The sequence below is a fragment of the Paenibacillus hemerocallicola genome (genome assembly GCF_006265175.1).
Classification (GTDB): Bacteria; Bacillota; Bacilli; order Paenibacillales; family NBRC-103111; genus Paenibacillus_AB; species Paenibacillus_AB hemerocallicola.
On sequence record NZ_VDCQ01000015.1, the window covers coordinates 63,820 to 85,294 of the forward strand.

Annotated in this window: 20 protein-coding genes; 4 read left to right on the forward strand and 16 right to left on the reverse strand. The window is 54.6% G+C overall.

Annotated features, from left to right (window positions below; all coding sequences use genetic code 11):
- Positions 1 to 136: 136 nt before the first annotated feature.
- The 3 genes from FE784_RS13040 to pyrH form a co-directional block, all read right to left on the reverse strand.
- Positions 137 to 2,617 (reverse strand): O-antigen ligase family protein, encoded by a 2,481-nt coding sequence (locus FE784_RS13040; RefSeq protein ID WP_176706177.1) that lies wholly within the window; start codon positions 2,615 to 2,617, stop codon positions 137 to 139.
- 258 nt (positions 2,618 to 2,875) lie between these two features.
- Complete coding sequence (gene nadE, locus FE784_RS13045; RefSeq protein ID WP_139602641.1) at positions 2,876 to 3,685, reverse strand: ammonia-dependent NAD(+) synthetase; 810 nt, start codon at positions 3,683 to 3,685, stop codon at positions 2,876 to 2,878.
- A 148-nt stretch (positions 3,686 to 3,833) separates the two neighbouring features.
- The gene (gene pyrH, locus FE784_RS13050) at positions 3,834 to 4,571 is read right to left on the reverse strand and encodes a UMP kinase (protein WP_139602642.1); all 738 of its coding nucleotides are present in this window, start codon (positions 4,569 to 4,571) and stop codon (positions 3,834 to 3,836) included.
- 376 nt (positions 4,572 to 4,947) lie between these two features.
- On the opposite strand from pyrH, the gene FE784_RS13055 reads away from it, so the two are divergent.
- Entirely contained in the window at positions 4,948 to 6,288 is a 1,341-nt protein-coding gene (locus FE784_RS13055) for a beta/alpha barrel domain-containing protein (protein WP_139602643.1), read from the forward strand.
- Between the two features lie 728 nt (positions 6,289 to 7,016).
- On the opposite strand, the gene FE784_RS13060 is transcribed toward FE784_RS13055, so the two are convergent.
- From FE784_RS13060 to FE784_RS13070, 4 genes are all read right to left on the reverse strand, one after another.
- Positions 7,017 to 7,451, reverse strand: coding sequence for a BrxA/BrxB family bacilliredoxin (locus FE784_RS13060; protein ID WP_139602644.1), 435 nt, complete (start codon positions 7,449 to 7,451; stop codon positions 7,017 to 7,019).
- A 181-nt stretch (positions 7,452 to 7,632) separates the two neighbouring features.
- Positions 7,633 to 8,052, reverse strand: a complete 420-nt coding sequence (locus FE784_RS13065; protein WP_139602645.1) for a DUF3905 domain-containing protein — start codon at positions 8,050 to 8,052, stop codon at positions 7,633 to 7,635.
- 19 nt (positions 8,053 to 8,071) lie between these two features.
- On the reverse strand, positions 8,072 to 8,206 hold the full coding sequence (locus FE784_RS42380; RefSeq protein WP_281287092.1) for a hypothetical protein: 135 nt from the start codon (positions 8,204 to 8,206) through the stop codon (positions 8,072 to 8,074).
- A gap of 6 nt (positions 8,207 to 8,212) precedes the next feature.
- Positions 8,213 to 8,935, reverse strand: coding sequence for a prolipoprotein diacylglyceryl transferase family protein (locus tag FE784_RS13070; RefSeq protein WP_139602646.1), 723 nt, complete (start codon positions 8,933 to 8,935; stop codon positions 8,213 to 8,215).
- 174 nt (positions 8,936 to 9,109) lie between these two features.
- On the opposite strand from FE784_RS13070, the gene FE784_RS13075 reads away from it, so the two are divergent.
- Both FE784_RS13075 and FE784_RS13080 read left to right on the forward strand, forming a co-directional pair.
- Positions 9,110 to 10,156, forward strand: a complete 1,047-nt coding sequence (locus FE784_RS13075; protein WP_176706178.1) for a metallophosphoesterase family protein — start codon at positions 9,110 to 9,112, stop codon at positions 10,154 to 10,156.
- Positions 10,157 to 10,319: 163 nt separating this feature from the next.
- Positions 10,320 to 11,582 carry a BaiN/RdsA family NAD(P)/FAD-dependent oxidoreductase gene (locus tag FE784_RS13080; RefSeq protein WP_139602648.1) on the forward strand — a complete coding sequence of 421 codons (1,263 nt, stop codon included), beginning with the start codon at positions 10,320 to 10,322 and terminating at the stop codon, positions 11,580 to 11,582.
- Positions 11,583 to 11,758: 176 nt separating this feature from the next.
- Here FE784_RS13080 and FE784_RS13085 read toward each other — a convergent pair whose 3' ends face one another.
- Positions 11,759 to 13,087, reverse strand: coding sequence for an ABC transporter substrate-binding protein (locus tag FE784_RS13085; protein WP_139602649.1), 1,329 nt, complete (start codon positions 13,085 to 13,087; stop codon positions 11,759 to 11,761).
- 237 nt (positions 13,088 to 13,324) lie between these two features.
- Here FE784_RS13085 and FE784_RS13090 point away from each other — a divergent pair, with 237 nt between their 5' ends.
- Positions 13,325 to 14,143, forward strand: a complete 819-nt coding sequence (locus FE784_RS13090) for a helix-turn-helix domain-containing protein (protein WP_176706179.1) — start codon at positions 13,325 to 13,327, stop codon at positions 14,141 to 14,143.
- 80 nt (positions 14,144 to 14,223) lie between these two features.
- Here FE784_RS13090 and FE784_RS13095 read toward each other — a convergent pair whose 3' ends face one another.
- The 8 genes from FE784_RS13095 to FE784_RS13130 form a co-directional block, all read right to left on the reverse strand.
- A complete protein-coding gene (locus tag FE784_RS13095) occupies positions 14,224 to 14,574 on the reverse strand; it encodes a Rieske (2Fe-2S) protein (RefSeq protein ID WP_139602651.1) in 351 nt (116 codons plus the stop codon).
- Between the two features lie 17 nt (positions 14,575 to 14,591).
- On the reverse strand, positions 14,592 to 15,650 hold the full coding sequence (locus FE784_RS13100) for an amidohydrolase family protein (protein WP_176706180.1): 1,059 nt from the start codon (positions 15,648 to 15,650) through the stop codon (positions 14,592 to 14,594).
- 559 nt (positions 15,651 to 16,209) lie between these two features.
- Positions 16,210 to 16,629, reverse strand: a complete 420-nt coding sequence (locus FE784_RS13105; RefSeq protein WP_139602653.1) for a hypothetical protein — start codon at positions 16,627 to 16,629, stop codon at positions 16,210 to 16,212.
- Positions 16,630 to 16,717: 88 nt separating this feature from the next.
- Entirely contained in the window at positions 16,718 to 17,935 is a 1,218-nt protein-coding gene (locus tag FE784_RS13110; protein ID WP_176706181.1) for an ABC transporter permease, read from the reverse strand.
- A gap of 14 nt (positions 17,936 to 17,949) precedes the next feature.
- Positions 17,950 to 18,648 carry an ABC transporter ATP-binding protein gene (locus FE784_RS13115; RefSeq protein WP_139602655.1) on the reverse strand — a complete coding sequence of 233 codons (699 nt, stop codon included), beginning with the start codon at positions 18,646 to 18,648 and terminating at the stop codon, positions 17,950 to 17,952.
- A gap of 125 nt (positions 18,649 to 18,773) precedes the next feature.
- Positions 18,774 to 18,950, reverse strand: coding sequence for an aspartyl-phosphate phosphatase Spo0E family protein (locus FE784_RS13120; RefSeq protein ID WP_139602656.1), 177 nt, complete (start codon positions 18,948 to 18,950; stop codon positions 18,774 to 18,776).
- Positions 18,916 to 19,578 (reverse strand): HD-GYP domain-containing protein, encoded by a 663-nt coding sequence (locus FE784_RS13125; RefSeq protein ID WP_139602657.1) that lies wholly within the window; start codon positions 19,576 to 19,578, stop codon positions 18,916 to 18,918. The genes FE784_RS13120 and FE784_RS13125 overlap by 35 nt, the downstream gene beginning before the upstream one ends.
- A gap of 400 nt (positions 19,579 to 19,978) precedes the next feature.
- Positions 19,979 to 21,385: a peptidoglycan-binding domain-containing protein gene (locus FE784_RS13130; RefSeq protein WP_176706182.1), complete on the reverse strand. Its 1,407-nt coding sequence runs from the start codon at positions 21,383 to 21,385 to the stop codon at positions 19,979 to 19,981.
- Between the last annotated feature and the right edge of the window lie 90 nt (positions 21,386 to 21,475).

A 21,475-nucleotide genomic window follows, 5' to 3' on the forward strand; every position in this document is an offset into this window, starting at 1 on the left:
TTAAAGTTCACTATAGTGAACTTTGGTTCAGCAATGCCATCGCGATGCCAACCCGGACAGACATCGAGGCATCAATCGGCAAAGACCCATTCAGAAATTGATTATAGCGCCAAAGTGACTAGCCGGCTCAATCGTTCTATAACGATAAGGACAACGACACGATCGTTTCAATCTCCTGCTTCTCGTCCGGGTAATTCGCCGTAAACCGGTCGTACAGCGCCCGGTCGGGTTTGCCCGCTTTCTGCAATGCCGCCAAATACCATCTCGTGCCGGGCTTCCGGACGGCTTCTTCCAGCTGATCGCCGATCGTCGTAGACAAGATCTCCGCCGATTTCGCGGCATCCCCTTTCAAATAGTAAGCTTGTCCGAGCGTCAGCGCGAGATTGGGCGTTACATAAAACGGACTCCCCGCCATTTGCCCTTCCGGAAGCGACTCCAGCTGCTTCATACGAGCCAACACTTCCTGATGGAGCTCGACCGCGGCATTCCAGTGTCCGTCCATCGTCTGCTTCTGGCCCGCTTGCCAGTACTGCTCCCCGAGCTGCAAATGCAGCGCCGCCGCCCGTTCATACATGCCGATAACCCACGGATAAGTTTGCAAGCCTTCCTTCATAAGCGCCAGAGCGTCCGCCAGGCGGTCTTTCACCATATAATGCCGATACCGGGCTTCAAAGACGACGCGATCGTAGGGTTCGGTCTTCTTGATCGATTCGAGCAGTCCCGAGCCTTTTTCATAGTGTGCTTCGTTTTGCGTATTCTCGTACACCTGCTCCAGGAAATCCACTTTGGTCAAAACGTAGTAAGGGTTGTCCGGCTGAAGCCCGATCGCCTTGTCCAGAGGAACGAGCACTTCCTCCAGCGTCCTCCCTTGCTGGGCGAGCTGCACCGCGGCGGAATAATGATTGTAAGCTTGCCCATGGATGACAGACACAACCAGAAGCGCAGCCGAGAGCAGGCCGAGAACGACAGGCAGCCCATACTTGCTCTTCTCCTCTTTGCCGCTCAGCCAACGTTCCGATATCGGACTCGCGAACCCGGATGCCATCCCGCCGAGACTTAAAAATACGAGAGCGGATATATACGCATAGGTCATCTCGAAATCCATCAAGCTGTGAAACAGGATCGCCACCGCCGCGGCGTAAAACACCAGATTGCGCTCCCGGTCCGCCGGCTTCGAGACGAAGTACGTTTTGGCAAACCTATACAAGATCGAGCCGATGAACGACAACAAAATGAGCAAGCCGACGATTCCCGTTTCCACCATATATTGAAGGACGAAGCTGTGCACCTGATTGACCGTGTACGGATTGTTGGCATATTGCGGGTACAATACGCTCCAGGCGTTGCCTCCGGCGCCGAATAACGGATAATCCTTCAGCGCCTTGAACGTATCCTTGTACATCGTGAACCGTTCCAGCACGCTGTGCTGCTGGAGGTTGATGCTCTGCACCCTTTGCGCCAGCGCCTCCGGCAATATATGGACTATGGCGGCATTTCCCGCGATAAGACCGGCTCCTAATAGGACCCCCAGCACGATAAGCCCCGGGACGTACAAATTGGCAAGCCTGGCCCCGGAAATGCGGCTTAATCCTCTGTCCAGCAAAGGCGGCAGCAGCTTGTGAACGAGCACCACGACCGCGCAAACGACGACGGACGTCGACAGAAGCAGGCTCCATCCGCCGAACGACAGCGGATCGAAGAAGGATAACGTGTCCGTCACTTCGAAGTCCGGTCCGCGTCGTTCCACCATGACGTCCAAGACGTCCGAAGCGATATTTTTGATTTTGTCGGTAATGAGAAACGAAGCGGCGCTGCCTATGATCAAATAGACGAAAAACAAAATTTGTCTGGCAAAGGACAAGAAGGGCAAAAAAGCAAGCAGAATAAAAGGCAGCATGACGAGCCCGCCGCGCGACAATGTCAGGAAAAACGACAGCAGCACGGGAACGAGCATCAGCGCGTGAATAGCCGTCGCGTACCATTTTCGCGAAAAGACGATCAAATACAAGCCGCACAGCAAAGGGATGATCAAAAAACCGGCGTAAGCATTCGCGTACTGGAATACCGACGTCAATCGCAGCCCTTCGCCGGTCTTCATAACGGCATCGTAAAAATAGACGTTCCCGAACACGTTCATCAGGCAATATACGACTACGGCGTAGGCGGAACCTACGATCCCGTAGCGGAGGATCGAATTCCCTATGCGGTTTCTCGAGAAATAAAGCCCGATCACGAAAAAGAGCGCGTACATGAGCTGCAGCAGCAGCAAGTTTTCCGCATGATGCCGGGTCGCGGCCGAGCTTAACGAGATGAAATAGCTGAGCGGGATGCCCCATACCGCAAGCGCGTACAAGTCGCGAATCTCGCGCAATCGCCAGCTCTTGAACAAATAAGCTGCGGCAAGCAGAGAAAATACCGAGGTCCATATCATCGACGAGTAAATCGGACTTTCGTATTGCGCTTTGGAACCATAGAACAGCGCGGTTTGAAACGGGGCTATGAACAGAAACGATACTATGAATGCGACGACACACCAATAAACGATCGAATGATGCTCCTGCAAGCCCGAGCCCTCTCGAGCCAGCCGATACTGACTTTTCTTATGCCCTGCAGCCATTATTTCTCCTTCTCCGCATTCACCATATTTTGGCAGTTTTTTACCATTATCATAGCATGAGCCGAAAAAAACGTCTAGCCGAAGTGGATTTTGTCGAATAAAATCCGACATCGGCAGTCAAAATATCCCCGCAAACGGGGCTTTTGCTCCGATGCTTTTCCAGGTACTTTGCGGAGACCCCGAAACTAATAAATTCCATACTGTCAAAAAAAGCGCGGAAGCCTCCGACGGCCTCCGCGCCTCCCGCTTTCCCCGAGATCAAATGCCGGGAATCGGCGATCGTTTATGTTCGGTTTTCAAATACTGCTTTTCCAGCTTTTCTTTGGCTGCAGGATCAATTTCCTTGCCTTCAAGATAGCTGCTGTTGTCCTCGTACGTAATGCCGAGCTCCGTCTCGTCGGTCTGGCCTTCCCACAGGCCGGCCGTCGGCGCCTTGTCGAGTATCGGCCGAGGGACGCCGAGCTTTGCCGCCAGCTGGCGCACCTGCCGTTTGTTCAGCGAGCTGAGCGGAGTAATATCTACCGCGCCGTCGCCGTATTTGGTGAAAAATCCGGTGATCGCCTCGGAGGCATGGTCCGTCCCGACTACGAGCAAATTCATGTCGAAGGCGAGGGCATATTGCACGACCATCCGCGTCCGCGCTTTCACGTTGCCTTTGCCGGCACGGCTAATATGCCGGGGGGTGCCCAGCGATTTGAAGCCGTATTCGACCTCCAGCGCGATCTCGTCGACGGCCTGCTCGATATTCGTCTCTACCTTATGAGTCAAGTTGAACGCTTCGGCTACCGAATAGCTGTCCGAGATGTCGGACTGCTCGCCATACGGCTGGAATACGCCAAGCGTAATGTAGTCCCGTCCCGTTTCCTTCGTCAGCTCGTCGGTCGCCATTTTGCACAGCCCGGTCGCCACGGCGCTGTCCACGCCGCCGCTGATGGCGATCAGGAGACCCGTCACTTTGCTGTCCAATACGTATTGCTTCAAAAAGTCGACCCGTTTGCGAATTTCCGCGTCCGCGTCGATTTCCGGCTTGACGCCGAGTCGCGAGATAATGTCCTGCTGCAAGCTCATTCGTCTCCATCACCTTTCTATATTCATCTGCGATTTGCATTGCTGCGTTAGACTTCCTAACATCAGTATAGTTCACTGCCGTCAGAATTCAAGAGAATAGGCAAAAAATGCATCATTTCCTTCCGCTTATCCCTAACATTTGCCACGTTCAAGTCACATATTGTGCCGAGACTCCCGCCTGGACGAGCGTCCCTTCGTCGGCGCCTTCACATATCCGTCTCATCGCCCCGACGCGGTCGAAGTTGAACACGTGAAGCGGGAGGCCATAGTCGCGTGCCAACAGGAAGGCGGAGGAATCCATCACCTTCAGATCCGATCGGATCACTTCCTCGTAAGGAAGCCGCGCGTACAGCCTGGCGCCCGGATTGCGCTTCGGGTCGCTGTCGTATACGCCGTCCACCCCTTGCTTGGCGACGAGAATCGCTTGTGCGCCCACCTCGAGCGCCCGCTGCACGGAAGGATAATCGGTAGTCACGTACGGTTGCCCGTTGCCTCCGGCAAATATGACGATATACCCTTTCTCCAGATGGTGGATCGCCCGCAGCCGGATGTAAGGCTCGGCGACCGCGTTGACGGTAAGCGCGGACATGACGCGGATTTCCTTGTCCGTCTTCGCCTTCAGCACGCCCCGCAGCATCAGACTGTTAATGACCGTAGCCATCGTCCCGATATTGTCCGCTTCCGCCCGGTCGATGCCCCACGCTTCCGCCATATTGCCGCGAAAAATGTTGCCTCCGCCGATTACGACGCACACCTCGATTCCGAGCCGCGTAACCGCGATCACCTCGTCCGCGATATGCTCGAGCCTTCCGGGATCGAACCCTACCGACTCCCCGCCCGCCATCGCGCCTCCGCTTAGCTTAACCAACACGCGCTTATACCTCATTTCCGCACCTCCGTTAATGGGCAAAAAAATAGCGCCTAAGCCCGAAGGCTCGACGCTAGTTGAATCCGCAATAGGAAACCTTACATAACCGGATACCGGAACGAAAAAGAAACGCGACAGGCAACCGATACGTCTATCCTCCGCTCCATCCCGCGGTTGGAGTTGACCGGTACAAATGGATGCCATATTTCGCGTCCCTCCTTCTTGTTCTTCTTAGGATCATATCGAAACACTTGCTGCCATGCAACCGTATTTTTACAGTTTACCAATAAATTATTTTTATATAATCAATAAAATATTTAAAGTTTCTTTTATCGAAAATCCCCCATACAATAAAAGCAAAGAACCAATTCCAATAACGAGCGGGTGACCGAACATGACAAACAATCGTCCATCTTTCTTTGCCGGGGCAGAGCCGAACTTATTGCGCGAGCAGTTTCCTTACGACGCTCCTCCGCTAATCGTTTTCGACGGCGCAGACGTTCCGATGAACAGACCCGAGGACATTTTCATTACCGACACGACGTTTCGCGACGGGCAGCAAGCCCGCACTCCGTATACCGTCGAACAAATCACTGCCCTGTTCGATCTGTTGCACCGGTTGTCGGGACCGAAAGGCGTAATCCGCCAAACCGAATTTTTCCTGTATAGCGAGAAGGACCGTCAGGCGGTACGGGCTTGTCAGGAGAAAGGCTACACCTTCCCGGAAATTACGGCTTGGATCCGGGCGGTCGCGAAGGATTTCCAACTGGTCAAGGAGATGGGTATCCGCGAGACGGGCATTCTGACCTCGTGCTCCGATTACCATATTCATCTGAAGCTCGGGATGAACCGCGAGCAAGCGATGGACCAATATTTGTCGGTCGTGAAATCGGCGCTCGCCGAAGGAATCCGTCCGAGATGCCATCTGGAGGACGTAACCCGCGCGGACGTATTCGGCTTCGTAATCCCATTCGTGCAGCAGCTTGTCCGGCTGTCCGAAGAAAGCGGCCTTCCGGTCAAAGTCAGGCTTTGCGATACGATGGGCTACGGGGTCAGTTATCCGGGAGCGGCTCTTCCCCGCAGCGTCCCCCGGCTGCTGCACGCACTGCGTACGGAAACGGGTATCGCCTCCGCCCAGCTCGAATGGCACGGACATAACGACTTTTACAAGGTGCTCACGAATGCGGCGACCGCATGGCTGTACGGCTGCTCCGGGGTTAACGGAACGTTGCTCGGGTTCGGGGAAAGGACGGGCAATACGCCTATCGAGGGGCTGCTGTTCGAATATATGGGACTGACCGGCGACACTTCGGTCGATACCCGGATCGTCACCGAAATTGCCGAATACTTCGAGCGCGAGCTCGGATATACGGTCCCGCCGATGACGCCGTTCGTCGGCAAATCGTTCAACGTAACCGCGGCGGGCATCCATGCGGACGGTGTTATCAAGAACGAGGAAATTTACAACATATTCGATACGGACAAACTGCTGAACCGGCCGCTCGGCGTCCTCGTAACCGACAAAGCCGGGACGGCGGGTGTCGCCCATTGGGTCAATCGCCAGCTGGGTCTGGTCGGCGAAGAGCGTGTCGACAAACGGTCCCCCGGCGTCCAAGCGATGTACGGCTGGGTAGTTTGCCAGTACGAAGACGGACGGACGACGAGCTTGTCCGACGAGGAGTTGACTGTCGCGGCGCGGCAATATTTGCCGGAATTGTTTACCAAATCACGATAGGCGCGTATTGCCGGAGTTGTTGAAGTAACTTACCATCATTATACTAAACGAGTTATGATTACAATAGAAACAGGACAGCGAGCCGCGGCTGTCCCTGTACAAACACTCGGTCGGAGCTCCTCCTGCTTAAGTATGTGAATACTTGCGGAAACAATACCCCGTCACCCGGCGCTAACTAGGCGGAGAGCGCAAGGAGAAGCATTCCTAACGCGAGCATAACCTTAATCGCTTGGAAAGCATCTCCCTAGGCATCCTCCTTTCCGGAGGGCCTGTCTACCACCACAAGTTGGTTGTACCATGTCCCATACTATAACCATGAGCCGCCTCTTCCGAGGGGCTTTTTTACGTTACAGCAAACTATACTCGTTCACCGGATATACTTGTCCGTTCGATTCCATTCATCGACATTATCCATAAATGAGCGGAGTGCAGTTCCGGTACCCGGAACCAGAATTACACGGTTGCAAGTCGTCCGTTCCGGCCTGCAAATGGAAATTATCCCGTTAATCGGGATTGCAGTCCACTTCCCTCTACGGTAACTGGAAAAAGTACAGTTATAATATCCGATTTGCTGACTAGAGCCATGTTAACTACATAATAGCTGTACCTTTTCCAGTTAAAGTTTATTTTTTATCGTTCGCGCTGTTTTTAACTGTAGCTTTTCCATTTACTCAGGGAACTGAAAAACCGTCGGGAGCGATCCCGACGGTTCTTTCGGCCGTATGCTATTATCGGCAAAAACGTTCGAACGCTTGAGCCAAATCGGCGGCAATCTGCTCGGCCGACCGGTTCTCGATCTGATGGCGCTCGATCATATGCACGAGCTCTCCGTCCTTCATCAGTGCGATGGACGGCGACGACGGCGGATATGGCGCGAAAAATTCGCGCGCCTTTGCGGTCGCTTCCTTGTCCTGTCCGGCGAATACCGTGAACAGATGGTCAGGCGTAATATCGTGCTGCAGCGCTTTGGCTACGCCGGGACGGCATTGGCCGGCGGCGCAACCGCACACCGAGTTGACGACTACGAGAGAGGTCCCTTTTGCCGAATCGAACTGCTCTACCACTTCGTCAGGCGTACGCAGCTCTTTGATGCCCAGCCGGGTCAGGTCGTCACGCATCGGTTGAATCATATCCCGCATATAGGATTCGAATGACATCGCCATTATCGCTTCACTCCTCCATGATTCGCAAGTATCGAATTTCGAAAATGTTTACTATCTCCTATTATACATCTCCGACTTGCGGAAGCAAAGCCCCTGTACGGGCTGGAAAGAATCCATGGAGGACCCGCAGATCGAAAGAATGCTGCGTCCGACGCCGGACCGATGCGCCGATTCCGCTTCATCACTCAGGGTCCGGCGATTGCCCTTCTTCATCTCCGTTGTCCAGACCGACTTCATATGCGGCGTTTTTGTCCGGATGCATGAACCGCGCTCCTTCGGCCGAGGGAACGATTCCTTTCTCGAAATAGTCGCGGTTTTCCGCCGTCTGGAAGCCTACATCCTTGAACGGATGCACCCACTGGTCTCCCGCCATGATGAAAGGATCGGTTTGCTCCGTCCATTGACTGAGCGGAGATTCCGGCGATTCATACATATGATCGCCGATAGTGACGCCGAATTCGTTGACGAAAGGCTCGCGAGGGCCTCTCCCTTCCACAAATTGCGGCAAAAAGTTGATTTCGAACGGATCGAGCGATTCATCCTCGCCGTCGGCTTTCCGGCTGCCGGAATCGGAATGCAGGTCGTCGCGTTTATTGTTCATGGGCTGCTCCGTTCCGCGCTCAAACCGAGGGACGGTTCGGCCCGTCCAATTTTTTATCGGCAGGAAGGCCCTCTTCCCGACGATTTTGTTTGTTCTCCCCGGCTTGCCGGCGCTGGGCCAAAGAATCCTGATCGTTCGTTTGTTTCGTTGACATGATCCTTCATCTCCTTTCGCCTTTATTATGCATCGAAAAAGAGAAAATGATGCCAACCCCGGCCAAGACGAGCGCCTGCCACTGAAACGGCGATAATAACAAAACCGATGGCTGCGGCACGTCTCCGAACGAAACGGCCAACAAGCCGAGTCCCATATACATGGCCGCAATACGGAACAACTCCCCCGTTCCCGACGATTTGCGGCGAACCCATAGCAACAAAGCGACAATGCAGGCGACGATTACGGTATACGCGGAAACCGGATGATACCGGTATTCCGGATCGTTCAAGACCAGACCCCAAGGAAGCGAGGTCGTTCTTCCATACTTCCAGTCGATAGCCGCATACACGATGACGGCCGCCACAGCACCCACCGCCATCAGATCGAGGAATAGCCGCGGCGGTATGCTGTTGCGCCTCAGCTTCACAGCCAAATACACGATGGCCGCCGTTACGGCCAGCCCCGCCTCCCTAGTGCCTCCATTCATCATTAGCAGGGCCAACGGACGGTCCCATACTACGGAAGGAGCAAATAGAACGTGCCCGAACTTCCAGACGATAAACGAGATAAATGCTGCGTTTTGCAGCAATTCGGCCGCCTCCTTCGCGGACGCCCCATGAGTGCGGGATAGCCAGCGAACGGCAATAATCGCGGTCAATACGGCGGCAATGACCGCCAATAAGCCGACCTGAATCGCGAAAGGCCCCCAAGAAATAAGCCCGGACAACCAACACCAACTCCGTTTCGACATGAATAAGTCGGACTGTTCCTTAACAACCTAAGCAGAAGCCCGCATTTTGGGTAAAAGAAAACACGCAGGAAGAATCCTAACAATATGCTTGAGGCTAACGCCTGCCGGCATCGACCTTTATGCCGAGCCGCACGACGGGGGGGATGCTTGTTGAGAACCTATCGAACCTTGTTGCTGACAGCCGTCTTAACGGCAGCGGTTTCTTGGTTAGTCGTCACGCTTGCCGGCTCCGCAACGATCCGCGGCGCTTCTTTTGCCGGCCCTGCCGCGTCGACATCTCCGAGTAAATCCGACAAGCCTGTGGCCGCCTTTTCGCTATTAAGCGACATTCATGTACAGGAGGACGACAAACTATCGCAAAAATTGTTCGTGAAAGCGCTTAAGTATCATTATAGCATAAAGCCGGACGCGGATATGCTCCTATTAAACGGAGATTTGACGAATGGCGGCAAAGAGGATTTCGACAAGCTCCGGGAGCTGTTGGACAGCAATCCGCATGCCCCGGTCTACGCGACTATGGGCAATCATGAGTTTTACGGCATGTGGCGTCACGGCGGGATATACGATTACTCCAAGCTAGGCAGCGGGTGGAGCTCGGCCAAGGCCGTTGCCCAATTCGCCGACTTCTTCGGCTACTCCAAGCTGCACCGGGAAGTATCCGTACACGGAATCCCATTCCTGTTGATGAGCGGCGAAGCATATCGCGACGTGGATGCATCCATCGCGGAGGACGCCTACTTGTCGGATGAACAGCTGGACTGGCTGGAAACCAGGCTTGTCGAGCATCGGGACCGGCGAAGCGCCAAGTCTGGCAGCAGCGAGGAGACGGATTTGCCCGCGCTCGTGTTTCTCCATCAGCCTCTGCCGGATACGCTGGACGGGAGCTCCATCGAACGCGGCGTGGTCCAGCACGAGCGCCTCCGCTCCATTCTGGATAAGTATCCGTTCGCCGTGCTGTTCTCGGGACATACGCATTGGGACTGGGAAACGACCGACCAAGTATGGAGCGGACCTTTCACCGCGATCGGCAGCGCCTCGGTGCGAAGCGTATACGGGCCCGACAACAAGCCCGTCGATCCGGTCAAAAGCGAAAGCCTGTTCGTCGAGGTCTATTCCGGGCGACTCGTAATTCGGGCGATCGACCATGAAGACGACAGCTGGATCGGGGACCAGACTGTCATAAAATGGAATCCATAGGAGGCGCCGATAACGGCGGGCCGTCGAGAATGGACTCCCAACCAGAGGAGGCGGAGACTTTCTACGGCCGGCCGATCCCGTCTCCGGCGTTTTTCTTTTGTCCGAAAACGCGATACAATGTTCTGTAACTACTCCGGCAACAAGCGGAAAAAGGAGATTCGTTGTGGTTTATGACGTTATTGTGATCGGCGGCGGACCTTCCGGATTGATGGCGTGCATAGCGGCTGCCGATGCGGGAGCGAAAGTGATGCTCGTGGACAAAGGGGACAAGCTCGGACGAAAGCTGGGCATCTCCGGCGGGGGAAGGTGCAATGTAACCAACGCCAAGGAGCTGGACGAGCTGATCAAGCATATTCCCGGCAATGGCCGGTTCTTGTACAGCGCCTTGAATACGTTCGGGAACCGGGACATTATCGCCTTCTTCGAAGGGATGGGCATCAGGCTGAAGGAAGAAGACCGGGGGCGGATGTTTCCGGTAAGCGACAAGGCCAAGACGGTCGTCGACGCTTTGGTGAGCCGGGTTCGCGAGCAGGGCGTCGCCATCCGCATCAACAGTCCGGTAGACCGGGTCGAGTATGAAGACGGGCGAACGACAGGAGTCTGGCTTCGCTCGGGAGAACGGTTAAAGAGCCGCTGCGTCGTCATAGCGAGCGGAGGGAAATCGGTGCCGCATACCGGATCGACCGGTGACGGCTACGCTTGGGCGCAAGAGGCCGGACATACGATTACCGAGCTGTATCCGACCGAAGTGCCGATTACGTCGTCCGACGCTTTTATCCAGACCCGCGAGCTGCAGGGGTTGAGCTTGCGCGGCATTCATTTGGCGGTATGGAACGAGAAAGGGAAGCTGATTATCGAGCACGAGGGCGACATGATATTCACCCATTTCGGCATATCCGGTCCCGCCGCGCTCCGCTGCAGCCAGTTCGTGGTCAAACAAATGAAAAAAACCGGAGAGCGCACCGTCCCGATGACGATCGATTTGTTCCCTGCCCGTACGGCCGACGACATATACGCCGAGACGATGCGGCTTGCCCGGGAGGAATCGAAAAAAGCGGTCAAAAATGTACTCAAGGGCTTTTTTCCCGAGAAGCTGATCCCTATCCTTCTGAAGAAGTCCGGCATCCCGGACGACCTCACGTACGACAACATTCCGAAGCAGCCTTGGACGGAGCTGGCCAAACTGGCCAAGGCGTTCCCGCTTCGCGCCAATGGCACGCTGTCCATCGAGGAAGCGTTCGTAACCGGCGGCGGCGTCCATCTGAAGGAAATCGACCCGAAGACGATGGAATCGAAGCTGATGCCGGGTCTGTTCTTTTGCGGGGAAGTACTCGACGTTCATGGTTATACCGGGGGTTATAATATCACCGCCGCGTTCTCGACAGGATATACGGCGGGGAAGAGTGCGGCGGAGTCGCCGACCTGAAACCGATGCAAGGGGTCCCTCTCATAAAGTCGAGACAACCGGTAATAGCGGAACAACCATTTCCCCTAATACCGGTTTTTCCCGTTAACCCGCTTCCGTTCAGCTATTAGCCGCATGACTCGCCGCTATTTCCGACGCATCGACTCCGCCCCCTTCTACTATGGGGCTTTAGCTTGTCATTTCCCTTTCTCCGTCTCGATCTTTTTGTTCGCATCCTCGACGGCGTCCCGCAAAGCCGTATTGATGTCCTTCGGGCCGATGAGCACTTGGTCGAACTGCGTACCGAGGCTAGCCAGAGCCACGCTGTCGTACTTCGTCAATGGAGTAGGAGAGGCGTTCTTGACCGGAAACATCGATTTCACGTTCTTCCCTTTGAAATACGGAATATCGTCGCCATATACGCTCCGGATGCTCCTGTCGTTCAGAGACGTAAACCTGCCTTGCTTGGCGGCATATTGCTGAAACTCATTGGAAGTCAGGTAGGAGATGACCTCGAACGCCTTGTCCTTCTTCTTGCTCGGATTCGCAATGTAGAAATAGGTCGGGATCGGCTGCGACCCGACTCCCGGCGTTTCGCCGAAGGAAGGCAACGATACGACATCCCAATTCATCGTGTCTTTATACGTCGAGGAAGCGAACGCGCCGGTATTGACGAACATCGCCGTCACCTTGTCTTTGTCGAACAGCTCCCGCTGCTTGGCCAGCGTAATATTTTGCTGGGTTACTTCGTTGCCGGGAATATTGTAAAACCTCGAGAAATTTTCGAACAGCTTCTTGAATCCTTCATCGGCAGTGAACCGCGCTTTGTCCCCCGACGGATCGACGGACTGCAGCGATAGCGGATTCACCGTAAACATCGCGCCGGTCGCCATGCCGAAGCCCCGGTAAGCAACGCCCCCTTCGGTACGGTTCAGCTTCTTCGCCAGCTCGTACGTTTCGTCCCACGTCATGCCGTTTTTCGGATATGACAATCCGAATTTATCGAAAATGTCTTTGTTGTAATACAGCACCAGCGTATCCATCGAAGTCGGCAGGCCGTATACGCCGCCGTTCGCCATCTGCTTCTGGCGCTCGATCAAGGCCGGATCGAAGCGGGTCAGGTCGAATTGGTTTTTCTTGATCAGTTCCGTCATATCGAACTGGAGCTGCGGATCGAGCACGCCGAAAAATATGTGCCCGACCGAAGCGTAAATGATGTCCGGCATTTGACCCGCCGCGATCAAATCTTGAATCGCCGACCCTTTCCCTTTGTAAGGAATGAAGCGCAAGGTCACTTCGGGGAATTTCTCTTTGATTTTGCTGCCGTACTCCTGCATGAACTGCTCCTCGTTTACGTTCAGCACCGTCTGCCAGATCGAAAGCTCTACGGGCTCCTTCGGCTTGTTCGCTTCCGGCTCCTGCTTGCCTTGATCTTCTTTGCCCGTACAAGCCGCCAGCAGCAGCGCGGTCATGACGAGAAGCACGAGCGCCCTTTTACCGTTCCTATACCCCTCTTTGGCTACCATAGGAAATCACTCCTTCTTGATGATGATCACCATTTTTGAAAGCGCATTCACAACCGCCTTCATGTTTCTCTTTTTTGCCGCTCCCAGTCGCGAATCAATTAATATTTCACTCCCTTTGTATCTCTCAATATTTTCAAATTCTTGTTATAATCTTAATACACACCTGATTATACGATCAATGAACGATAGCTTTTCTTTATGGATGAATCAATCATTTATATGAATGGAGGCTTTCCGATGCTGTCGATCAAATCCGTCCTTTACGACGATCGAATCGAGAAATGGCAAATCGAGCCGAAGCAAGTTCACCACCATATCCTCATCTACGTAACGAGCGGCACGGTCATATACCGGCTGCTGGATCAAGTGATCGAGCTGCGCCAAGGGGAAGCCCTGTTCATTCCGTCCGGCACGAGCCGCTCCTGCCATAACGACAAAGAGCCGCATCAAAAATATTCCGCCCATTTCACCTCGTCCGGACATGCGGATACGCTGCTGGAAGGGTTCCGGGAGCATGGCTTCTTCACCTGCAAAATCCATAACGGAAATTACTTCAAGCAACGGTTTTCCATGCTGCTGCTGCAATGGTTCAACCGGACGCCCGGCAATGAGTTGATCTGCGAGGGCGTATTATCCGAAATGCTCGGCTGGATGATCCAGGATTCGCATAAACAGCGCAGCTCCGCCATCAAGCATGATTTGATGGCCCGGCTGCAAAATTATATCGTCCACAACCATTGCAAAGCGATCCGGCTGTCCGATCTCGCCGATTATATCGAGCGCTCGCCCAATCACGTAACGAAGCTGTTCAAGGAGACGCTGGGCCAAACGCCGATCGACTACATCCATCAGGTGAAAATATCCGTCGCCTGCGAGCTGCTGAAAAACAGCAGGATGACGATCGCGGAAATTTCCGACCATCTCGGATACTGCGAGCAATCCCACTTCCATCGCGTATTCAAAAAAGTGACCGGACTCGCGCCGCTGGCCGTCCAGAAAGGACAGCCGATCACATTGGTGCCGCTCCCTAAGCTGAGCCGCTCGTCGCAAGCGTAGACCTGCATTTGGTACAAGAGAAGGGGCTGCAGGGCATTCCCATAAACATATAATGATTCGGAGCGCCCTGCCCTTCCCGCTCACACCTCGATGCCGAGCATGCCTTCCGAAATGACGACGGCGTATCGCCGCAATCTCGGCTTTCCCTCCACGAGCGACTTCCCGGTCCGGATATCGAATTCCCAGCCGTGCCACGGGCACCGAACGACCTCTCCCTTTCTTCCGTATTCATATTCGTACACGGGAGACAGCAAGGTCGTTCCGCATACCGGCCCCTTGCATATTTCCGCTCCCTGGTGGGGGCAATAGTTCAGAACGGCGAAATATTCGCCCTTGACGTTATAGACGCCGATCGACTTGCCGGCTATTTCGTATACGCGATGCTGGCCTTCCGGAATTTGTTCGGCTTCGGCTACATATTGTACGGTCATCTCCCGTTACCCTCTCTCTACAGGTTGTATAACTGCTTGGCGTTGGAATGGAAAATGCGTCCCCGCGCTTCCGGCGTCAGCCATCTCAAGATTTGGTCCGGAGCGTCGAAATCCCAGTGCGGGTAATCGCTCGAATACATCAAAATGTGCTCGGCATCGATCATCTCGAATATGGCTTTCAGATGGTTCATGTTTTTCGGCTCTTCGATCGGCTGCGTCGTAAAGTAGCAATGCTCGCGAATATAGGCGCTGGGCAATTTTTTCAGCCATGGAACCTGAGCGCGCAGCGCCGTATAATTTTTGTCCAGCCGCCACATCAAATGCGGCAGCCAGGCGACGCCGCCTTCGATGAACACGAATTTCAGCCCGGGAAACTTCTCGAACACCCCTTCGCAGACGATACTGGTCAGCTGGGCCATAAAATTTTGCGATAAATTCGTATGCCATTCCAAATACCAGGTCGGATATCCGGCCGCCGACGGAGGATTCGACTGTCCCGCTCCCTCCGCGCCGGGATGGATCGCCACGGGCAAGCCGTTGCGCGCCGCAGCCTCGTAGATCGGATGATAATACCGCTGCCCCAGCGGCATTCGCGTCGCGCTGCTCATGACGACTTGAACGATACCCGGATGCCGGCCGAGTCGGTCGATTTCCTTGGCCGCGAGCAGCGGGTCGAGGAAAGAAACGAGCAGCGAGCCTCGGTAGCGGCTATCCGCGCCAAGCCAATGCTCGATCATGAAATCGTTATAGGCGCTCGCGAGAGCGGCCGCATAATCCGGATCGTGTCCGACGGATACGCTGAATAAATTGCCGGTCAGAATGCCGAACTCCACATTATACGGATCCATCAGCTGCCGGGCGACGAATCCGGGATCCGAGCCTTCCGCCCCTCCTCCGGGCGGCACGGCATCCTTCCGCCCCACGCCGACCGGACTATAATACCCGGAGTACAGCAGACCGAGGCCCGCTCTCGCGACCCGGCTCTTCCACGGCTCCGCCAAATACGGAAGCAAGTCGCTAGTGCTGCCCAGCGCATTGTGAATATCGCAATCGATGATTTTAAACTTTTCAATCATTTTCAATCCCCCTCGTTGTTCCGTATAAATTCTTAATCCAATGTTATTTTATTAAAATAAAGGGATCGGGGCCATGAACATATGAAACCATTATTGAACGATTCAATCATTCATCATTAAAAAGTTAAAAAGGAAACACCGACTGTCATCGCGCCTCCATACGAAATGACTGCGATTTATTCCTTCCATGACCGTTTTGACTTCTATCGTGAATTCAAGCTAAAAGCATGCTCCGCCTATTAACGGAACTCCGCTCCGCTATCGGATCGTTTTCAGGGCAGTTCCCGAGAATAGAGGAACCTGTTTCCGTTATTAGTGATAATCCGGTAAAAAATAGAGCAGCGAAGGTAAATAGAGGAACTCCGTTCCTCTGTTGCGCTGCCACTTTTCGTTTCCAAGCGAATAACGTACTTCCGTTCCGTTATGCATCCGCCTAGCCTCTTCTCTCCCACAAGAAAACAAAAAGAGCACCGTCAAGGGTGCTCAGATTGATTCCAGCTATCAAGGAAGTCTGCCAAAAGAATCACGGGGCGTTAATGGGAGACCCATGGCGTGCCTTCTACAGCCGCACTCCCGCCGAAAAACGGTCGTAATCGTCACCCGACGGATCGAACAGATCGGGATCGGCTCCATTCTCGTCCGCCGAGCCGATCGTACCGCCCCCGGCTGACGTATAGTACGATTCCGGCCAATCCTCGTTGACGACATGCGCCGGAATCGGAACGGAATCGAGATCGTACGCCATGCTGTACGATTCGGTCTCCGCGGGCGTCGTGTCCGTATCCAGCAAATTGCCTCCGTTCGCCTGTGCGATCTCGAGAGCCGAGGTCAAATCGTTATGGTCGATATACAGTTGGACGCCCGCTTTGCCCTCCTGGCCTGTCGCATGCGCGTGATAGCCGAGCTCGGTCAGCGTGTCGAGCGCAATCGCCGCGGCGGCGGAATCCGGGAACTCGAAATAAATCGGTGCCTGACTCATGGGAGCCCCTCTTTCGTCGTGATGGAATAGGTATCAGCCTTTAGGATATTCCTCCTATCGTTTCCTTATTCACCCTCCGAAGGATCAACTACCAGCCGTTCAACAATTCCCCCATTGCGTATCCGATTATCCAGCCAGCCGGAATGAGCAGCAGCCCCGCCCATAACCCGTAGGCCGTCCAGCCGAGCGCAAAGCCGACAGGTACGTAAGCCGGGACGAACAGCAACGGCGTCGCCTTGCGGATCGCTTTCACGCGATCCTCTTCCTTCCACGGAAACAGCTTCACGAACGAGGAACCCAGTACTTCCTTGCCGTACATCTTGACCCAGTAAGCGAGCGGAAGCGATATGGCCAACCAGAACAGCCATTTGACCATAACCGGCATCAGCAGCAGCCCGAAGCTGCAAGCGAGCGTAAACTGCACATAAAGCCTCACCTGGGTGCCGCTGCGAAAAAAAGATTTGAAAATCGATTCGGCCAATACCCGATCGGGCGTACGTTTGCGGAATACGGTCCGCGAATTCCGCAGGACGAGCGGCTTGGACCGCTTCAATATTTTCGACGGCTTCGGGACGAGCTGGCCCAGCAGCAGAGCGGCGAATTTCATCCGCTGATCGGATTCGTACGCCGCGTCTTGGTAGAAAGCGTACGCGATATTCAGCCGGATCCGGGCGAGCAGTACCGTAGACACGGCGAGCAGCACCGTCAAGCCCCCCATCCAAACCGGAGCCGCCTCATGCCCGGCGGCGGTTACGAAGAGGGCTCCAAGCACGACGGAAGCCGCCGCTTTGGCCAGCCAGCCCAGGAAGCGCGGCAGTCTTAGTGTCAGAATACGGCCGGCCAGCATGGCATGCGTTCCGGCAGCCGCCGCCAGCCCCGCCAGTAGCAGCAGACGGGGTATATCGTAGCCGTGCACCAGGATGAGGAAAGGCGCAACGAGACAAACGGCCGTTATCGATGCCAGCGCCCGGAGCGACAACGAGTAGACGATGCCGCCAAGCTTCAGCCGCCTCATCCATTCCGCGTTGCGGATCAGAAACAATTGATCCGCTTCCTCCACGAACAGCCGCACCGCACCGAAGCCGCACGCGATGTACAGCCCCGCCAGCCAGGCGAGCTCCGGCACGGCTTGACCCCATCCCGGCATATCCCGCCACCACGAGACGTATTGATAACCCGCGACCAGCAGCGCGGGAATGACGATATACAGCGCCACCGTCCAGTCGACGGCCATTTTCCATACCCGGTACTGAAACTTCCATTCCGATCTCAGCCTTCGCCCAAACAGCCGTTTTGCATCAATCATGCCGTTCCTCCCGCTCAAGTCAACGTATGAAAGCATTCGAACAACGAAGCGCCCGGCATCCCGCAGTCGCTCCGGATTTGATCCAGATCGCCCTGCGCAACCGTCTCGCCGGCATTCAGCAGTACGAACGAATCGCAGATGCGTTCCGCCGTATCCAGCACGTGGGTGGACATCAATATGGCCGCGCCGCGCCGTCTTTCCGCATTCAACGTATCGAGCAGCTCCTTGGTCGCCTTCGGGTCGAGTCCGATGAACGGCTCGTCCACGATATAGACGTCCGGCTTGGTCAGGAAGCCGATAATGAGCATTACCTTCTGCTGCATCCCTTTGGAGAACGACGTAGTCAAATGATGACGCACATCGCCGAGCTTGAACTGGGCCAGCAACTCCTCCGCCCGCTCCCTGAACTCGTCAGCCTTGAGCCCATATGCAGCAGCGGCCAGCTCCAAATGCTCCCACAACGTGAGCTCCTCATACAAGATCGGATGCTCGGGAATGTAGGCGTAATTGCCTTGGGGGCCGGAAAATCGGACCTCCCCCTTCGTCTTCTTGATCAGACCCAATATCGCTTTGATCGTCGTGCTTTTGCCTGCTCCGTTCGGGCCGATCAGACCGACAAGCTGACCCGACCCCAACGTAAACGCCACGTTGCGGATCACATTGTCCCGCTCCTCATAGCCGGCTTGCTCGATATGTACATGCAGCAGCTCCATATTCGCATTACTCCTTTGCCCCATGAATCAGGTAAAAATGAAAAACCGTCTTGACCGCATATCGTTACTTCCAACGATAACACAATCAGGACGGTTTAGAAAAAAAGTACCCGTTCATAGTCCTCCTACCGGATTCCGGCTTTCGGTCCGCAATGGCGCCGAGTGCGCTCGTATTCGTTCAGCTTCTGGTCCAACTGCTGGCTGATACGCACGACATACCAGTGAGTCAAATCGCCGTGCCGATCGGCCTCGCGGTGCAGCTTCCGTTTAAGAATTTCGATTTCGTTTAACAGAGACATCATAGCCTGCATCCTCCTTCTCCCGCTTCGTTTGGGCTTGCTCGCGGTACAGATGGTTCATCAGCTCGACCAGCTCGGCGTCGAACAGAACGTCGCTCCAGCAGTACAATTCCTCCAGCGCCTCTTGGCTCGATAGCCCGATCGACGTCCGGTCGTCGGTCAGAGTCGTAAAGTTGCTCGCGATTCTCAGAATGCGGGCATTCAAGGATATCGACTTCCACGTGAGCCCGAATGGATATCCCGTTCCGTCCAAATTCTCGTGATGATGCAAAACCGCTTCCCCGTCGACCTTCCCGCTCGCAATATAGGACTCCAAAATGGAAGCTCCGTGCTTCGGATGCTCCTGCAGCTGCAGCAAAGCTCCTTCGTACAGGCGATGCCGGTTGTCCAGAACGTCGCGCGCGGTGTGCAGCTTGCCTATATCGTGCAGCAGTGCGGTCCGGAACAGCACCAGTTGTTCTTCTTCCGTATAACCAAGCGCCATGGCCAATTGCAGCGCGTAGTGGGCGGTGAGCAAGCTTTGACGGTATGTGGGGGCATGATGCCGTTTCAATCTTCTGAGCAAAAATGACGTCTGAGGCTCGCGACGCTCCAGTGCCGCGACTTGTTGTTCGATCAGTTCCAGTTTCATATCGATCCACTCCTTCGATCCTTCCGACTTTTTCTGCCGCTCTTGTTGTTAGTTCCATTTTCCGATTTTCGCGACGAAAAAGGTATCCCCGGCTATTCTTATCTTTTCCTTCGGAAGGGATGACGGTTTGTCCCACTCCTTTCCTATTCATATCCGTTTATGGTCAAGACGCTTCCTACCTTAGCTCTCATACCTTCCCGATATATATAAAATTGGAAACAGAGTAGGTTTTTCCCCTTACAGTAAACTAAACTTGTTAGGCATCGCCGAAACATGGCTTTCGAGCGATTCCCCATTACGCATAAAGAAAGCACCGCCCAACTGCGACTTGCAGACGCAATTGACGGCACTTAATGATTGGTAAGACGACTCCCCCCATGGAGGCGGCTGCACCGTTGGCCTACTCTACCTTCCTATAGGTTCCCTTGTTGATTTGGAATTTGAAATTGTCGTCATCCTGCTTAATGTATGTGCGCAATGCACCGCCATCTTCTTTGAAAAAAAGCTGTTCCTTCGACTGCGGCAAATAGTACACGGCTATTTTGCCGTCCTTTCCAGCATATTTTTCTCCGGGGAAGTTCGTCAGGAAAGGGTCTTGCAATATACTCGGATCGGCCAAGTAGGTAACGCCCTCCGCTGTCTTGTCATAAAATCCGACCGACAGCAAGCTGTATTCGAACGACGCATCGTAATAACCGTCGCGTTCGATGCTGCGCGGCTTGCCGAACAAACGGGTAACTTCATCCTCCGTCATGCCCCGGTGGACGCCCTTGAGCGCGATATGTCCGTTCGTGATAGACAGCACGCTGCCCAGCTTGGACTGCAGCACCCGCTGCGTCGCCGCACCGTAAACCCCGTCGGCCGAAAGGCCGTTTTTGCGCTGGAACGATTTTATAGCTTCCGCCGTGCCGTCGCCGAACAACCCGTCGGCACCGCCCGCAGGCAAAGACTCGCCGACCTGGATCAGCGCTTCTTGAAGCGCCTTTACCGCATCGCCCTTGGCGCCCTTCTTCAACACGGTTTCCGGCAATGAAGCACCCGGCGTTGCCGAAGCATTCGCGTTTTGGGCCTTTGGCGGGGAGGGCGGCGTTTCGTTTTTGGCCTGCACGGGGGCGGAGGTTTCCACTGGCGCCTGGGTCTGCGCTTGTTCTTTCCCCTTCGCCGCAATCTGCGATTGCCCTGTCGAATCGTCGATCGGATAATCCTTTTTTCGCGTAAAATCGACACCCAATTTAAGCTGCAGTGCGATGACCGATGCAACCGCCTTATGGATCAGCTTCTCGCCCAGATTCGTTTCGTCCGCCGCTTTGTAGGCCGCACTATCCTGCTTGTTAACGGCATAAAGCATTACCGCCTCCAGCGCCTTCGCCTTCGCTTCAAAAGCGGCAGCGTAGTCCTCCTTCGCCGTTTTCAAAACCGTCGAGTCTGCCGGGGACAGCCCCTCCGGAATCGGCAGCTTCTTGTAATCGTCGGCAATCTGAAGATAAGTGCGCTCCGCTTCCCGCAAAATCGCGAAATCGGGCTGCCCTTTAACCGATGCCAAAATTTCTTCCCCCGCTTTTTTCGAAATCCCGATAGCCTGCCGTTCGATGTCGTACAGCCGATGCTCGAACGCGATCACCTTCTGCCCGAGCGCTTCCTTCCCGGGATCCATGTTTTGCCGGGCGACAGAGGCGGAAGGCTTGTCTACCGGTTCCGGATTCCCGGCCGTATCCGCATTGTTGTCCGAACCCGAACAACCGCTAATGAAAGTAGCTATTGCAATACATGCAACAATAAGCTTTGTATGCCGAACGCTAAGCTGCACCAACATTTTCCTCCCTGACTGCACAAGATATTTTGATTTTTGGTAAAACATGGACGAGCTCGTCCGATAACTTTAGGCACGTTAAGCAAA

Bases quoted from the DNA above. Each gene is read 5' to 3' on its own strand.
- FE784_RS13110 (WP_176706181.1), bottom strand. From the start codon at position 17,935: ATGATTGATGCAAAACGGCTGTTTGGGCGAAGGCTGAGATCGGAATGG.
- FE784_RS13055 (WP_139602643.1), top strand. From the start codon at position 4,948: ATGACAAACAATCGTCCATCTTTCTTTGCCGGGGCAGAGCCGAACTTA.
- FE784_RS13065 (WP_139602645.1), bottom strand. From the start codon at position 8,052: ATGAACAATAAACGCGACGACCTGCATTCCGATTCCGGCAGCCGGAAA.
- pyrH (WP_139602642.1), bottom strand. From the start codon at position 4,571: ATGAGGTATAAGCGCGTGTTGGTTAAGCTAAGCGGAGGCGCGATGGCG.
- FE784_RS13100 (WP_176706180.1), bottom strand. From the start codon at position 15,650: ATGATTGAAAAGTTTAAAATCATCGATTGCGATATTCACAATGCGCTG.
- nadE (WP_139602641.1), bottom strand. From the start codon at position 3,685: ATGAGCTTGCAGCAGGACATTATCTCGCGACTCGGCGTCAAGCCGGAA.
- FE784_RS13120 (WP_139602656.1), bottom strand. From the start codon at position 18,950: ATGATGTCTCTGTTAAACGAAATCGAAATTCTTAAACGGAAGCTGCAC.
- FE784_RS13085 (WP_139602649.1), bottom strand. From the start codon at position 13,087: ATGGTAGCCAAAGAGGGGTATAGGAACGGTAAAAGGGCGCTCGTGCTT.
- FE784_RS13095 (WP_139602651.1), bottom strand. From the start codon at position 14,574: ATGACCGTACAATATGTAGCCGAAGCCGAACAAATTCCGGAAGGCCAG.
- FE784_RS13105 (WP_139602653.1), bottom strand. From the start codon at position 16,629: ATGAGTCAGGCACCGATTTATTTCGAGTTCCCGGATTCCGCCGCCGCG.
- FE784_RS13040 (WP_176706177.1), bottom strand. From the start codon at position 2,617: ATGGCTGCAGGGCATAAGAAAAGTCAGTATCGGCTGGCTCGAGAGGGC.
- FE784_RS13090 (WP_176706179.1), top strand. From the start codon at position 13,325: ATGCTGTCGATCAAATCCGTCCTTTACGACGATCGAATCGAGAAATGG.
- FE784_RS42380 (WP_281287092.1), bottom strand. From the start codon at position 8,206: ATGTCAACGAAACAAACGAACGATCAGGATTCTTTGGCCCAGCGCCGG.
- FE784_RS13115 (WP_139602655.1), bottom strand. From the start codon at position 18,648: ATGGAGCTGCTGCATGTACATATCGAGCAAGCCGGCTATGAGGAGCGG.
- FE784_RS13060 (WP_139602644.1), bottom strand. From the start codon at position 7,451: ATGGCGATGTCATTCGAATCCTATATGCGGGATATGATTCAACCGATG.
- FE784_RS13125 (WP_139602657.1), bottom strand. From the start codon at position 19,578: ATGAAACTGGAACTGATCGAACAACAAGTCGCGGCACTGGAGCGTCGC.